This window comes from Flavobacterium commune (assembly GCF_001857965.1).
In the GTDB taxonomy this organism is placed as follows: Bacteria; Bacteroidota; Bacteroidia; order Flavobacteriales; family Flavobacteriaceae; genus Flavobacterium; species Flavobacterium commune.
Genome location: NZ_CP017774.1, coordinates 3516908 through 3531625, shown reverse-complemented (window position 1 = coordinate 3531625; position 14718 = coordinate 3516908). Strand labels below are relative to the sequence as shown.

At 34.5% G+C, this 14718-nt stretch carries 13 protein-coding genes; 3 read left to right on the top strand and 10 right to left on the bottom strand.

From position 1 onward, the window contains the following. The first annotated feature begins 34 nt into the window (after window positions 1–34). Window positions 35–1939 (top strand): DUF294 nucleotidyltransferase-like domain-containing protein, encoded by a 1905-nt coding sequence (locus BIW12_RS14645; RefSeq protein WP_071185793.1) that lies wholly within the window; start codon window positions 35–37, stop codon window positions 1937–1939. A gap of 4 nt (window positions 1940–1943) precedes the next feature. Further along, window positions 1944–2543: a DNA polymerase III subunit epsilon gene (locus BIW12_RS14640; RefSeq protein ID WP_071185792.1), complete on the top strand. Its 600-nt coding sequence runs from the start codon at window positions 1944–1946 to the stop codon at window positions 2541–2543. Window positions 2544–2558: 15 nt separating this feature from the next. On the opposite strand, the gene BIW12_RS14635 is transcribed toward BIW12_RS14640, so the two are convergent. Beyond that, the gene (locus BIW12_RS14635; RefSeq protein WP_071185791.1) at window positions 2559–3563 is read right to left on the bottom strand and encodes an LLM class flavin-dependent oxidoreductase; all 1005 of its coding nucleotides are present in this window, start codon (window positions 3561–3563) and stop codon (window positions 2559–2561) included. Between the two features lie 245 nt (window positions 3564–3808). On the opposite strand from BIW12_RS14635, the gene BIW12_RS14630 reads away from it, so the two are divergent. Beyond that, on the top strand, window positions 3809–5263 hold the full coding sequence (locus BIW12_RS14630; protein WP_071186475.1) for an FAD-dependent oxidoreductase: 1455 nt from the start codon (window positions 3809–3811) through the stop codon (window positions 5261–5263). A 73-nt stretch (window positions 5264–5336) separates the two neighbouring features. On the opposite strand, the gene BIW12_RS14625 is transcribed toward BIW12_RS14630, so the two are convergent. From BIW12_RS14625 to hisH, 9 genes are all read right to left on the bottom strand, one after another. After that, window positions 5337–6041 (bottom strand): DUF4240 domain-containing protein, encoded by a 705-nt coding sequence (locus tag BIW12_RS14625; protein WP_232227102.1) that lies wholly within the window; start codon window positions 6039–6041, stop codon window positions 5337–5339. Window positions 6042–6097: 56 nt separating this feature from the next. After that, a complete protein-coding gene (locus BIW12_RS14620; protein WP_071185790.1) occupies window positions 6098–7753 on the bottom strand; it encodes a M1 family metallopeptidase in 1656 nt (551 codons plus the stop codon). Window positions 7754–7897: 144 nt separating this feature from the next. After that, the gene (locus BIW12_RS14615) at window positions 7898–9112 is read right to left on the bottom strand and encodes an ATP-grasp domain-containing protein (protein ID WP_071185789.1); all 1215 of its coding nucleotides are present in this window, start codon (window positions 9110–9112) and stop codon (window positions 7898–7900) included. A gap of 4 nt (window positions 9113–9116) precedes the next feature. After that, window positions 9117–10547 carry a leucyl aminopeptidase family protein gene (locus tag BIW12_RS14610; protein WP_071185788.1) on the bottom strand — a complete coding sequence of 477 codons (1431 nt, stop codon included), beginning with the start codon at window positions 10545–10547 and terminating at the stop codon, window positions 9117–9119. 9 nt (window positions 10548–10556) lie between these two features. Further along, window positions 10557–11684 (bottom strand): alpha/beta hydrolase, encoded by a 1128-nt coding sequence (locus BIW12_RS14605; RefSeq protein ID WP_083382145.1) that lies wholly within the window; start codon window positions 11682–11684, stop codon window positions 10557–10559. 138 nt (window positions 11685–11822) lie between these two features. Further along, window positions 11823–12422, bottom strand: a complete 600-nt coding sequence (gene hisIE / locus BIW12_RS14600) for a bifunctional phosphoribosyl-AMP cyclohydrolase/phosphoribosyl-ATP diphosphatase HisIE (protein WP_071185787.1) — start codon at window positions 12420–12422, stop codon at window positions 11823–11825. A 76-nt stretch (window positions 12423–12498) separates the two neighbouring features. Continuing rightward, window positions 12499–13254, bottom strand: coding sequence for an imidazole glycerol phosphate synthase subunit HisF (gene hisF / locus BIW12_RS14595; protein ID WP_071185786.1), 756 nt, complete (start codon window positions 13252–13254; stop codon window positions 12499–12501). A 96-nt stretch (window positions 13255–13350) separates the two neighbouring features. After that, window positions 13351–14073, bottom strand: a complete 723-nt coding sequence (gene hisA / locus BIW12_RS14590) for a 1-(5-phosphoribosyl)-5-[(5-phosphoribosylamino)methylideneamino]imidazole-4-carboxamide isomerase (RefSeq protein WP_071185785.1) — start codon at window positions 14071–14073, stop codon at window positions 13351–13353. A gap of 61 nt (window positions 14074–14134) precedes the next feature. Continuing rightward, window positions 14135–14716, bottom strand: a complete 582-nt coding sequence (gene hisH, locus BIW12_RS14585) for an imidazole glycerol phosphate synthase subunit HisH (RefSeq protein ID WP_071185784.1) — start codon at window positions 14714–14716, stop codon at window positions 14135–14137. Window positions 14717–14718: the final 2 nt, after the last annotated feature.

The window sequence follows — 14718 nt, the reverse complement described above, 5'->3', positions numbered from 1 at the left end:
TAGTATTTTTACGGCAATATTTTATCAAAAACACATGAATATAATCGCGGAACAAATTGCCGATTTTTTAAAAAATTATGCACCTTTTAATCAGCTGAGATCAGATGAATTAGCTGAAATTGCTAATAATGTTCGTGTAATTAGTTTAGAAAAAAAGCAAACTTTATTTAAAATTAATGATGCTTTGCACGACAGTTTTTATGTTGTGGCTTCGGGGGTTGTTAATATTTCAGTAATTGCTGATGCCGAAGAAAGTATTATCAATAAATGTCACGAAGGAACTATTTTTGGTTTACGTCCTTTTTTCGCCAAAAATAAATACAAAATGACGGCAAAAGCTCGTGAAGAAAGTTTGGTTTACGCAATTCCTATCGCTGTGTTCAAGCCTTTACTGGCAAATAATTCGGAGGTTTTAAATTTTTTATTAGAAAGTTTTGCCAGTAACTTACCCGAAGATCGTTCAACTCAGGGAAATCTTGCTTCAGACGGGTTTTACACTGAAAAGCAATCGGAAGTACAATTTTTTCAAACTTTAGCATATAATACTACACCTCTACTGGCCACTGCTGACAGTACTGCCCAGGAAGTAGCCCAATTAATGGCAGAATCTTTAAAGAATAATGTAATTATTTTTGAAAAAAATGGTCCAATTGGGATTGTAACTCATGCCGATTTGGCTTCAAAAATTGCTACAGGCCGCTATCCTATTAATATCCCGGTAAATAATATCATGTCTTCGCCTGTGGTTACCGTTTTAGAGAATGTTTCTTTGGCGGAAGCCCAATTATTAATGCTTAAAAATAATGTGACACATTTGTGTGTTACAGTTGACGGAACCGATAAATCTGTGATTAAAGGAGTAATTTCTGAACATGATTTGATTGCAGCTCAAGCCAGTAATCCTGGGGTTTTAATCAAAGAAGTCAAACGTTCTTTGTCTTCAAATGAACTCAAAGAAATTCGCAGTCGATTGACGAATTTAATTCAGTCTTCGATTCAAAAAAACATTCCTTTAACACACATAACTAATATTGCCAGCGAAATTAATTTTGCTATTTTAAAGCGAGCAGTCGAATTGTCTATTTTAGATTTAGGCTCCCCTCCTGCTCGATTTGCCTGGTTGAGCATTGGTAGTCAGGGACGAAAAGAACAACTTTTATTAACCGATCAGGACAGTATTTTAATTTTTGAAGATGTTGCCCAAGATAAATATATTGAAGTAAAAGATTATTTTTTAAAACTGGGAAAAAAGACAACTGCTACCTTAGAAAAAATAGGTTATCAATTGTGTCCGCATGGTCATATGGGGAGCAACATGATGTGGTGTAAATCATTGACTGACTGGATAAAACAGTACAACAATTGGATGAATGCTCCAAGAGAGAATCAGGACAATTTAAGTAGTATTTTCTTTGATTATGAATTGGTTATTGGAGAACAAAAAATAGAAACTGCGATCAATAATATTGTTTTCGAAAATGCCTATAACAATACTTTATTTTTTGATTTCTTAGGAAACGACGCTTTGCGAAAAAATTCGCCTTTGAGTTTTTTCAAAAAATTTATTGTTGAAGAAGAAGGTATTCATAAAGACAAATTTGATATTAAATCCCGTGCATTAATGCCTTTAATTGATAGTGCGCGGCTTTTTACCTTAAGTCATGATATTAAAGGAATCAACAATACTTATACCCGTTTTAAGCAATTAGCAATTGTTGATCCTAAACATGCAGAAATTTATCTGAATTGTGCTGAAGCTTATTTATTTTTAACCCGAATCAGAACTTTAGAAGGTTTAAAAAACGAAAATTCAGGACAATATATTAACTTAGAGGAACTATCTAAAAATGATAGAGAAAAATTAAAAAATGCCCTAATTCCAATGAAAGAATTAGAAGAATTAATTAAAGATAAGTTCCAACTCACTCAATTCTCATAGACAGATGTTAGACTGGTTAAAACATATAAATAAGGAATATCCTGAATTTTGGAATGATTATTTGGCTAAATTTTCGAAAAAATCCAAGCGATACGTAATTCTATCTACTGACGCAACAGGAAATTCAACTGAAAAAGACGTGATAACATTTATAAGTGCTTTTGCAGTTGAAGATGATGCTGTTTTAATCAAAGATAGTTTTGAAACAATATTATTGCAGTACCGTTTTTTGCATGATAATCATCTTTCAAACGAGTACATCATCGAAAGCAGATTGCTTAAATTATCTGAACCCGAAGCTCTGAAAAGTTTTATAGAATATCTGGGTAATGCAATTATTGTAGGTCATCAGGTGCAATCAAGTGTTGCTATGATTAACGCTACCTTAGAAAGACTAGAATGTGGAAAATTGCGTAATGAAGCCTTAGATATTGACATTATGCACCGAAAACTCAACGAAATTACCGATGACAAAGAATTGTCTCTGGAAGAACTTGCTGATTTTTACAAAATTCAACCCACACCTGCTGATACAACCACTGAAAAAGCCTATAAAATTGCTTTACTCTTTTTGAAATTAAAATTCAAACTGGGATTGAAATAACAAAAAACATAAAGATTACTCTTTATTCAATTGTGCTAAAATTTCATAGGAATGCAATCTCGCTTCATGTTCATAGACGGCAGTTGTTACCATTAATTCGTCAATTTGGGTAATTTCGATAAAATGTTCCAATTCCGTTTTTACTTTTTCTGGTCCACCAATAAAAGTATATTTGATCATTTGTTGTAAAGCAGCCTCTTCCATCGGATCCATAAAATCTTCATCGGGTTCAACGGGTTCTTTTAGCTGTTGCCTGTTTCCGGTTATAATGCCCAAAAATAATTTTTTAAACGAAGTAGCTAATCGCTCGGCTTCCTTATCAGTATCGGCAGCAATTACATTCACACAGGCAATTACATAAGGTGCTGCTAATTGTTCTGAAGGAATAAAATTTCTTCTGTAAATAGCCAAAGCATTATGCAAATGAGCCGGAGCAAAATGACTCGCAAAGGCATAAGGTAAGCCCAAAGAAGCTGCTAAATAAGCACTTTCGGTGCTCGAACCCAGAATCCAGATTGGGATATTCAATCCTTCTCCCGGGAAAGCCCTTACTCTTCCGTTTTTATTCCCTTCTGACAAATAACGCTGCAATTCTTCTACATTAGCAGGGAATTCCATTGCGGCATGTTCGTCCCTTTTTAAGGCTGCAGCCGTAAATTGATCGGTTCCCGGAGCGCGTCCTAAACCTAAATCGATGCGGTCAGGAAAAAGAGTTGCCAAGGTGCCAAATTGTTCCGCCACAATTAAAGGAGCATGATTAGGAAGCATAATTCCTCCAGAACCCACTCTTAGCCTGGAAGTTCCAGCAGCAATATGTCCAATCAAAACTACTGTAGCGGTGCTTGCAATGCCTTTCATATTGTGATGTTCAGCCAGCCAAAATCGTTCATAGCCCCACTTTTCTGCCTGTTGGGCTAATGCCAAACTGTTTTTAAAAGTATCGCTTGCGTTTCCTCCGTCTCTAACTATGGCTAAATCAAGAACGGATATTTTTATTTGTGAAAGTTTATTGCTAGTCATGAAAACAGTTTCTTATTTGTATATACAAAGGTAAGGATTGTAATGTGCTTTCAAGAATATCAAATACTAATAGAAAGTTAAATCAGAATTAATCAAGAAGTTTAAGAGATAAAACAAAGAAGAGCAAAATAATCGTTATTAACTATAGAATTTTCTAGTAACAGTCTTTTGCCTTAAATTTGCATAAGCTAATAAGCAGCAAAAAAACACTGAAAAAACATATTTTCAGGTTAAACAAAGAGGAATTGGAAAAAGAAAAAAAGGAAGCTACAAACTGGACTATTTGTTTGGATTGTAAAGGACAAGGCAAAAAAAGCCAAAGACTCAGTAAGAAAGTGCGACTACGTTACCAAATGGAGTTAGAACAATTTGAAAAGTCCAATGGTGAAGGAACGGTTCCTGTTCCTCCTAAAAGTCACTTAATTCTCTGCTCTAATTGCAACGGATCCGGACTAATTCCCGCTACCAGTCCTCCTATTCCTGACAAAGAAAACTATCCACAACTTGCTATTATTGGTGGCGGTATTGGTGGTGTAGCTCTGGCTGTGGCCTGTTTGCATCGTGGTATTCCATTTACGCTTTATGAACGTGATACTAATTTTGAAGCCCGATCTCAGGGTTACGGACTCACTTTGCAACAAGCAAGTAAGGCTATTGAGGGTTTGGGTATTTTTTCTTTAGATGAGGGTGTAATTTCCACCAGACATTTGGTTCATACCACTGAAGGAGAAGTTATTGGTGAATGGGGAGTTAGAAAATGGCTACAATCAGAAACAAAAAACACTCCGAAACGTACCAATATTCACATTACCCGACAATCGCTACGTTTAGCATTATTGGAACAACTCGGTGGAAATGGTGCTGTGACATGGGGACATCGATTGATAAATTTCAAAGCAACCGAAGACGGAAGTATTGATCTCAGTTTTCAGGTAAATAATGAAATAAAACACTCGAAAGCTGATCTTGTAGTGGGGGCTGACGGAATTCGTAGTTCAGTACGCAACTTGTTGATTAGTGAAGAAATTACTCCATTACGCTATTTGGATTGTATAGTGATTTTAGGAATTTGTCCTTTGCATGCTATTGAAAGTTTTGATAATTCTTTATTGGATTCTGCTACGGTATTTCAAACAGCTAATGGTAATGAACGAATCTATATCATGCCTTATACTTCCGATTCGGTGATGTGGCAACTTAGTTTTCCAATGCCGGAAAATGAAGCTAAGTCTTTAAGTGCTAAAGGTTCCCAGGCACTCAAAGAAGAAGCCTGTCGAAGAACACAATGGCATGCTCCTATTCCTCAAATTATAGCCGCAACTCAAGAAGCTAAAATTTCAGGTTATCCGGTGTATGACCGCGAATTACTGAATTGTGAATTATTGAAAAAAGGTGGACAAGTAACATTAATTGGTGATGCAGCTCACCCCATGAGTCCGTTTAAAGGCCAGGGAGCTAATCAGGCATTATTGGATGCACTTTCATTGGCTCGTACCATCACAAAAGAATGCCGTCCATTATCACAATGGAGAAAATCCGGAATTAGAGAAAGTGTACTCAATAAGTTTGAAGCAGAAATGTTAACCCGCTCGGCTATAAAAGTAAAAGATTCAGCAGCTGCTGCCGAGTTTTTGCATTCGGATATTGTACTTCACAAAGGAGATGAGCCTAGAGGCCGTTTTTTGAAGAGAAAAGAATAAAAAAATCAATCCTGAATTCGGCATAAATTCCAATTATCTATAATCTGGATTTTTTATCATTCCATTTAAAAAATTATTTTTTCCAGAATTTTTTAAACAAAACAGGACAAACTTTTTCCATTGTTTTAGGTTCATCAACATTCCAGTTGAATTCTAATATTGGATAATGTTCGTCGGTTGTTTGAAAATTTTCGTAGTCAATGTAAGCTTCAGCTTCTTTGTTGGTCAGGTTTTTAAAAGCATTATTGGCTACATACCAAAAACCTTCAAAATCATACGCATGAGGTTCGTTTCCAACCAAATTAACTAAATAATCAGGGGTTTCCTGTGTTTTGTAGTAAGCTTCTTTACCTCTTGAAATCAACCAACATCTGAAATAATCAAAACCTTCATCGGCTGTTCCGTTACTAATAATATAATTAGCACACCACAAATTAGAAGTATAAGAATCAAACAAAAGTTTATCTGTTCTCAGGCGAAAACCAATCATTTCCTTTGGAGAAAGTTTTTCTAATTCAGCTGTAAGAAAAATTTCCTGATCTTCCTGATTACTGGTTTCTTTCAATGATTTTTCTATAATTCCCCAATAGCTTTCTTCGTCCAGCATTTCAGATGAGGGTGCAAATTGAATCGAATCTAAATTGATTTTAGGAGCCGCTTCAATAGAATCAGTACTTGTTTGCAATTCAGTCACAGCAGGATTAGTTTTAGCATTTTGACTATAATTAATCCCTGATACCATTAGAAAAAAACACAAAAAGAAGTTATATGGTCTCATGTTATTTAGGATATTCGGTTTAACAGTTTTGAATTTCCTGATAAAATTAGTCTATTTTATTTTGTAATATTCATTTCGACAACATAAAAATTAGGATCAATTACTAATTTCGAATTTTGGCTGTTATTATCTTCTGTTTTCCAATTAGTTTCAGGCTTTAACCATTTTTCAACATTATCAATACTAACTTTAATTGGCATATTAAATTCGGGAACACAATTTGTCCAATGATAAAAAAACTGATTGTCTTTAAAATAATATTCTAACTTAGGTATTTTAACGTCCCTTAAATACTGGTTAAAAAATGGATTCAAATCCATTCCAACTTCTTCACTCAAATAATCTTCAATTTGTTTTGTGGTAACGGTTTGATGGTAAAAAGTACTGTTTAAGCCTCTTAAAATTCTTCTCCATTTTTTGTCATCATTTAAAATTTGGCGCAAAGTATGAAGCATATTTCCTCCTTTCGAATACATATCTACTGACCCCTCCTGATTCACATTGTAAGTACCAATGATAGGAATATCATTTTTAATACCACTTCTTGTTCCTATAACATATTCAGATCCGGCTTTTTTTCCGTAATAATATTCCAGAAAAAGACTTTCGGAATAGTTTGTAAAACTCTCGTGAATCCACATATCTGCAACATCTTTATAGGTAATATTGTTCGCAAACCATTCGTGTCCTGACTCATGAACAATGATGAAATCAAATTTTAGTCCCCAACCTGTATTACTCAAATCATGTCCTAAATAACCATTTTGAAATCCATTGCCATAAGTCACCGAGCTTTGATGTTCCATGCCTAAATAAGGTACTTCAACCAATTTATAACCATCTTTATAAAAAGGATAAGGACCAAACCAGTATTCAAAAGCCTTTAACATTCTAGGGACTTCCTTAAATTGTTTTTTGGCTTTCGCCAAATTATTTCTCAAAACATAATAACTGCAATCTAAAATGCCTTTTTCACCTTTATATTTTTCTGAAAACGAAACATAATCTCCAATATTGATATTGACTCCATAATTATTTATCGGATTAGAAACATACCAATTATAAGTTTTCGTGCCATCTTTTTTCTTTTTAACACTCAGCAAACGACCATTGGAAACATCCATTAAATCAGACGGAACATTCACACTAATATACATATCCTCCACTTCATCATACATGTGATCTTTATTTGGCCACCAAACACTAGCTCCTAATCCCTGACAGGAAGAAGCAATAAAGGGTTTTCCGTTGCTGTCTTTTTTCCAGCTAATTCCACCATCCCAAGGCGGATTAACAGCAACTTTAGGTTTACCTCCATAAAAAACCGTAAGTTCTTTTATAGCACCCTCTTTTTGAGAAGCGACTAAATCAATCCAAAAAACATTGCCTTCACGTCTGTATTTTAAAGCTACACCATCCTGAATAACTTTACTGATTTCTAATGGTTTTTGCAAATCAAGATGTATTACATTATATTCTCGTAACACTTGATATTTAATAGTATTAGAGCCTGTAATTGTGCTATCTAAAGGATTGATTTTTATATCTAAACGATACTGTTTTAAATCCCACCAGAATCTTTCTTTAGTGATACTTCCGCGCAAACTATCTTGCTTAGTAAACGAAGTTGTTTGGTTACCCAAAAGTGATTGTGCTTTTATTCCATTCGAAATAAAGAATGATATAAAAACAAAAAGACAAATATTTTTCATTGAAAAGAATCCTTAGAGAAGTTTTTTAAAATAATAACTTTCTTTTTTGCTTGATCAAAAAAGAAACAAAAAAGAAAGTTTTACGCACGGAATATGATAAAAATAGAGAACAAAAGGTCAATCTAAAAAATGAATTAATTGAGATTAATGCAATTTGGTCACTTTGTTTTGTTCCACAACCACGGTATAATCGGCAATTAGGCGATCGACATAATTATTGAGCAACTCTAAAACTCTTTCGTTTTTATCCGATTTTACTATTAATCCCGCATGATAATCTAATGGAACTCTATAGCAAACTTCGGGATCTGAGAAAGAAGACAAATCAGGATATTGGTATTTGGATAAAGTCAAAACGATACCGGCGTATTCTTTTTTTACTTTTGGCAACTGATATGCTTTTTCTTTAACCAAAGCATCTTCGATAGTTGCCCATTCTTTCCAAAGATTGATATTCGAAGCGGCTTCGACCATTTCTGCAATATGAGCACCACCTACACGGGAAGAAGTTTCCAGAAAATAGATTTTACCATCTTCATTACATTTTATAAATTCAGTATGAGCCGCTCCATTTTTTAAACCAAAGCTTTTTAAAACTTCTTCATTCACTTTTTTAATTTCAATATCATCTTCTGAATCATACGGAATATTTGAACTTCTAAAAACACCTCCACCTTGTGTGATTTCCATTGGTGTAGCTAAATATTTTGAAGTGAGACTAAACAGGTTTTTACGGTCTAAAACTAAACTATCACAATGATAAACGGAACCGGGTTTAAACTGTTCCAATAAATATTTGAATCGGTTATTGCCCATTTCATTAATATGAATCCATAGCATTTCTTTGTCAAAAACCTTTATAATTCCGGATGCAGAAGCTTCGGAACGGGGTTTTAAAACCCAGGGAGGTGAAATCGTATCAGCAAAAGTATTGATGTCATGGTCGTTAAATAAAGAACAAAATTCGGGAATTGGAATTCCGCAACTTTTAGCTCTCATACGCATCGCTAATTTATCCCTAAAATAACGTCCCGTAGTTTGTCCCATTCCGTCAATTCGGAGATTTTCTCTGAGGTAAGTAGCTTTTTCAACATCGAAATCGTCTAAAGCGACTATAGCATCAATGTTCTTTAACTTCATCAAACTGCCAACACCTAATAATAAATGCTCTAAATTCCATTCGGTATCCTGTCCCTGCATATAGAAAATTTCGTCAATATAATCATGTGGCCAAGGCTTCTCACGTAGTTTTTCACTAGTTACCAGATATACCGTATTACCTAGTTTTTTTAACTGAATTAAAAAATCAGTTCCTTTAAAATAATTTGAGATACAAACGAAGCTTTTAGCACTTTCCATAATGTCATAAATTTTCTATGAATTTAGTCAATAAATGTACACCATAAGCAGTTGCATGTTTACTTTTTGCAAATTCGTCATCACCAAAGGCTACGCCAGCTATATCTAAGTGCGCCCAGGCGATATGTTCTTTAGTAAAAAACTCTAAAAACTTAGCTGCACTGATGGCTCCGGCTACCGGTTTTCCACTGAAATTTTTAACGTCGGCAATATCGCTTTCAATGTCTTTTTTATAATCATCCCACAAAGGTAAAGGCCATAAACGTTCGCCAATTGACTCTCCTGCTTCCTGTATTTTTTTAGCAATAGATTGATTATTGGTAAACAAAGCGCCACATTCGTATCCAAAAGTAGCGACACTACTTCCTGTAAGTGTGGCAATGTCTATAATATATTCGGGATTGTAATTCTTAATTAAATAGGATAATCCATCGGCTAAAACTAATCGGCCTTCGGCATCGGTATCGATTATTTCAATTGTATTTCCGCTGTAACTATGAATGACATCACTTGGTAAAAAAGACTTACTATCGACAGAATTTTCAGCACAAGGAACAATCGCAGTAACCTTTACGGGCAATTGTAAATCGGCAATCAATTGCATGGCTCCTAAAACAGCAGCTCCACCGGCCATATCACATTTCATGTGCACCATTCCTGCCGTTTTGATATTCAATCCTCCAGTATCAAATGTGATTCCTTTGCCTACTAAACCAACATGTTTTAAATTAGTAACAGCTTCTTTAGGACTGTAATTCATGATTACAAATTGAGCTTCATTTTGGCTGCCTTTTCCAACGGCCACAAAAGCACCTAAATTTTCTTTTTTAGCAGCTTCTAATCCTAATATTTTGACATCAAAACCGTATTTATCTCCTTTTTCTTGTGCCCATTGCGCTAAATACTTTGGAGTAACTGTATTGGGAGGTAAATCTACCAGTGCAAAAGTTTCCAGTTGTGCTCGCGCAATTTTTATAGCCTTACTAATTGATGCTGAATAATCTTTACCAGAAGAGTTTTTGAGTTCAAATTCCGCATTTAAAAACGGATGTGTTTCCTTTTTTTTATAATGTCCCAGATTATAGGTTCCTAAATACAATCCGGAAATAGCAGCTTCTACATGCTCTTCAGTAAAAACTTCCGGTAAAAATAAAGACACATTCTTGGTAAATGTGTCTTTTTCTTTAAATGTAATTCTCCTAAATATTGTTTTTAACGATTTATAATCAATTGTTTTTCCCAGCCCAATAAAGATATAGATTGTATCGTTTTTTTCCACTATATAATGGGTGTCTTTTTTTCCTGAAAAAATCTTTGGACTTATTTCCACGCCGTCAAATTGGATAGAAGTCAAATTCTTAGCAGCCGTTTCAAAAACGGGAATTAAAACTGTTCCTGAAAATTTTCCTAAACTATCAATATTTGTCGTTTTCATCTAATTATTTTATTTAGTGTTAAAAAAGAGCCATTCTATTGCCTTAGGGAATTCGTCACTCCAATAGGTTTCGTTGTGTTTTCCTAATTTGTTAATACTAAGATTAATTTTCATCTTATCATTAACAAATTCATTTTCAAGTATTCGGGTTTTGAAAGTTTCCACATGTTCAATCATGGTTGCACTTTCGTCTCCTCCGGCATACAAATAGATTTTAGTGTCACCTGAGTTTTCTGCATCTTTAACTTTTATTTTGGGGTTAACCCAAAGTGAAGGCGAAAAAATCATCAGTTTACCAAATACTTCCGGATACCTTAAACCGCTAAAAATGCTGACCAAAGCTCCCATCGAACTTCCTCCTATTCCGGTAAATTCTCTTTCTTTTTTGGTTCTGAAATTATTATCCACATAAGGTTTTAAGGTTTCAACTAAAAACTGAATGTATTTTTTTCCTTGTCCTTTACCTAAAAGTGTTTTACCAACATTGTATTCTTTTATCCGGTCTTCTTCGGCATGTTCAACGGCAATAACAATAATTTTGCCTACTTTATATTCAGACATTACTGCTAATTTCTTATCAATTTCCCAATTGCCATATTCAGCATTTTCGTTGAATAAATTCTGGGCATCCTGCAAATACATCACCGGATAGCTTTCTTCCGATGCATCGTAATCATGAGGCAATAAAGCCCAAATTTTTCTGGTGGTATTCAGTTGCGGAATTTCAAACTCATCCGATATTAATTGGATTTGAGGCAAAAAATTAGGTTTGAACGGCAACCAGTTTCTTCTCCATTTATAAACATGCTCATTTTGAATTCCTGTATGTTTTGTTGTAGAACGATTTTCTGTTCGTTCTTCGTTAATACCAATTTCTACATCACTCCAGTCTCCTTTAGTAAATTTATACAATAAGGTTTCCGGATAATTAAAATCGTGAGTGAACTTATAATGATACAGGCCTACACCTACTTTTTCCATCATAAATTCCTTGTCCTGAGTACGCCAATCGTTGAAATTACCCGATAAATATACCGGACGTGAATCGTCTTCGTCAGTGGTCAATATGATGTATAGTCCTGTTTTTATTTTAGTATCGATTAAATCTTCTGAAAAATGAGTTTTATCAAAAATCATAAGTTGTTATAGCTAATCATTAATTAATGCGGTAAATATAACAGATTGTGTTTTTGTGGAAAAATAAAAACGAATCTATAAGGTGTTTTCTACACTTATAAACTCGTTTTTAATATAAATTAACACAAAATAAGGTTGTTATTTCTGACGGCTTTTCAAAACGTCAATCACATCATTAAGTTTGTATCCTTTAGCCTGTAACAAAATCAAATAATGGAATAATAAATCGGCACTTTCATCCAAAAATAAATTATCGTTAGAGTCTTTAGCTTCAATGACTACTTCTACCGCCTCTTCACCTACTTTTTGAGCAATTTTGTTGATTCCTTTTGCAAAAAGAGAAGCCACATAACTTTGTTCTGAATCGGCTTTTTCTCTTCGAATTTGTATGGTGTCTTCCAATTTCGAAATAAAACCATAACTACTCTCGTTAGGAGTTTGCCAGCAAGTATCAGCACCGGTGTGACAAGTTGGTCCTACCGGAACAGCCTGAATCAAAAGAGTATCGCCATCACAATCATTTTTGATATCAACCAAATTTAAAAAGTGACCACTTTCTTCTCCTTTAGTCCAAAGGCGTTGCTTAGAACGACTGAAAAAAGTTACTTTTCCTGTTTCAATTGTTTTTTGATAAGCCTCGTCGTTCATGTAACCCAGCATCAAAACGTTTTTGGTTTCGCTATCTTGAATAATGGCCGGAATTAATCCGTGTGCACTTTTTGAAAAATCTATTTCCATTAATTTTAAAGTTTGAGATTAGAAGTTAGAAATTAGAAATAAAAGAAAGAAGATGAATACTTCTGACTTCTTATTTCTAAATTCTAACCTCAATATTATTATTTTTTAATTCGTTTTTCAAAGTTTTGATTTCAATTTCCTTGAAATGAAAAACACTTGCTGCCAATGCTGCATCGGCTTTTCCTTTAGCAAAACTATCCACAAAGTGCTGAATGTTTCCGGCTCCACCCGAAGCTATAATAGGGATATTGACTAAACTTGACAATTTAGCTAAAGCTTCATTAGCAAATCCGTTTTTAGTTCCGTCATTATCCATTGAGGTAAAAAGGATTTCTCCTGCGCCTCTTTGTTCTACTTCTTGTGCCCAGTCAAAAAGATTCAATTCGGTAGGTACTTTTCCACCTACTAAATGAACAATCCATTGTCCGTCAATTTGCTTCGCATCAATTGCTACCACGACACATTGACTTCCAAATTTCTGAGCCAAATCATTAATCAACTGCGGATTTTTTACCGCTGATGAATTAATTGAAACTTTGTCGGCTCCATTTTGCAACAAGACTTCAACATCAGAAACTGCCGAGATTCCACCACCTACAGTAAATGGAATATTAATAGTTGAAGCTACTTTTCGAACCAAATCGACTAAAGTTCGTCTTCTTTCCTCAGTTGCCGAAATATCTAAAAAAACCAATTCATCCGCGCCTTCATCCGAATAAATTTTAGCTAATTCCACCGGATCTCCTGCATCACGCAAATCTACGAAATTAACACCTTTTACGGTTCTTCCGTTTTTAATATCGAGACAAGGGATTATTCTTTTTGTAAGCATATTTTTTTTGTTACACAGAGATTCGCAAAGATTCCACAGAGATACACAAAGTTTTAGCGAATCTTTGTGTTTCTTAGTGCTTCTTTGCGAAACAATCTATTTTATTATGAATTCTTCTAGTTGCTTCAAACTAATTCTTCCTTCGTAAATTGCTTTTCCAATTATAGTTCCTTCGCAACCTAATTCGGCTAATTTAGGCAATTCATCAAAAGTAGAAATTCCTCCTGAAGCAATTAATTTTAAACCTTGTGCTTGTTTTAAAATTTTGGCATACAAATCAAAACTTGGTCCTTCCAGCATTCCGTCTTTAGCAATATCAGTACAAATTACGTATTGAATTCCTTTAGATCGATAATCCTGAATAAAAGGAACTAAATCTTCATTAGAATCTTCTAACCATCCAGAAACAGCTACTTTTTCGTTATTGGCATCGGCTCCTAAAATAATTTTATCAGCACCATATTCAGCAATCCATTTTTCGAAAATAGCACGGTTTTTCACGGCGATACTTCCTCCTGTAATTTGGTTAGCTCCACTTTCGAAAGCAATTTTCAAATCAGAATCCGCTTTTAATCCACCACCAAAATCAATTTTCAATTTGGTTTGTGAAGCAATTTGTTCCAATATTTTATAATTTACAATTTTGCTTGATTTGGCTCCGTCTAAATCCACCAAATGCAAATATTCGATTCCGTGTGCTTCAAATTCTTTAGCAACTTCTAGCGGATTTTCGTTGTATATAATTTTGGTATTGTAATCTCCTTTAGACAAACGAACACATTTTCCGTCTATGATGTCTATGGCTGGTATTATTCTCATTTTATTTGTCATTGCGAGGAACGAAGCAATCTCATTCCGCTGATTTTTTAAATATTGAAATTTATAATTTTAAAAAATTCCCTAAAATTTTCTCCCCTACATCACCACTTTTTTCAGGGTGAAATTGGGTTCCATAGAAATTATTATTTTCTAATGCCGAAGCGTATTCTACTTCATAATTAGTTGTTGCAATGGCTTCGTCACAAAGCGGTGCGTAAAAACTGTGTACCAAATACATGTATTCGTTTTCGGTAATTCCTTCAAAAAGCCCCGATTTCAAATTATAAATCTGGTTCCACCCCATTTGTGGCACTTTTACTTTTGGTGTAAACTTAATCACATCCACGTCAAAAATCCCCAAACCGGTAGTATCGCCTTCTTGTGTGTGTTTGCACATCAATTGCATGCCCAGACAAATTCCTAAAACCGGTTGTTTTAATGTTGGAATTAAAGTATCCAATCCACTTTCCTTTAGCATCTTCATGGCATAACTCGCCTCTCCTACACCCGGAAAAATTACCTTGTCCGCAGCTTTGATTTCTTCTGGATTATTGGTTAACACAGCAGAATATCCCAATCTTTCTATTGCAAATAGAATACTTTGAATATTTCCTGCTCCGTAATTTATGATAACTATTTTCATTG

Bases quoted from the DNA above. Each gene is read 5' to 3' on its own strand.
- hisA (WP_071185785.1), bottom strand. From the start codon at position 14,073: ATGAGAATAATACCAGCCATAGACATCATAGACGGAAAATGTGTTCGT.
- BIW12_RS14640 (WP_071185792.1), top strand. From the start codon at position 1,944: ATGTTAGACTGGTTAAAACATATAAATAAGGAATATCCTGAATTTTGG.
- BIW12_RS14610 (WP_071185788.1), bottom strand. From the start codon at position 10,547: ATGAAAACGACAAATATTGATAGTTTAGGAAAATTTTCAGGAACAGTT.
- hisH (WP_071185784.1), bottom strand. From the start codon at position 14,716: ATGAAAATAGTTATCATAAATTACGGAGCAGGAAATATTCAAAGTATT.
- hisF (WP_071185786.1), bottom strand. From the start codon at position 13,254: ATGCTTACAAAAAGAATAATCCCTTGTCTCGATATTAAAAACGGAAGA.
- hisIE (WP_071185787.1), bottom strand. From the start codon at position 12,422: ATGGAAATAGATTTTTCAAAAAGTGCACACGGATTAATTCCGGCCATT.
- BIW12_RS14635 (WP_071185791.1), bottom strand. From the start codon at position 3,563: ATGACTAGCAATAAACTTTCACAAATAAAAATATCCGTTCTTGATTTA.
- BIW12_RS14625 (WP_232227102.1), bottom strand. From the start codon at position 6,041: ATGAGACCATATAACTTCTTTTTGTGTTTTTTTCTAATGGTATCAGGG.
- BIW12_RS14645 (WP_071185793.1), top strand. From the start codon at position 35: ATGAATATAATCGCGGAACAAATTGCCGATTTTTTAAAAAATTATGCA.
- BIW12_RS14620 (WP_071185790.1), bottom strand. From the start codon at position 7,753: ATGAAAAATATTTGTCTTTTTGTTTTTATATCATTCTTTATTTCGAAT.
- BIW12_RS14605 (WP_083382145.1), bottom strand. From the start codon at position 11,684: ATGATTTTTGATAAAACTCATTTTTCAGAAGATTTAATCGATACTAAA.
- BIW12_RS14615 (WP_071185789.1), bottom strand. From the start codon at position 9,112: ATGGAAAGTGCTAAAAGCTTCGTTTGTATCTCAAATTATTTTAAAGGA.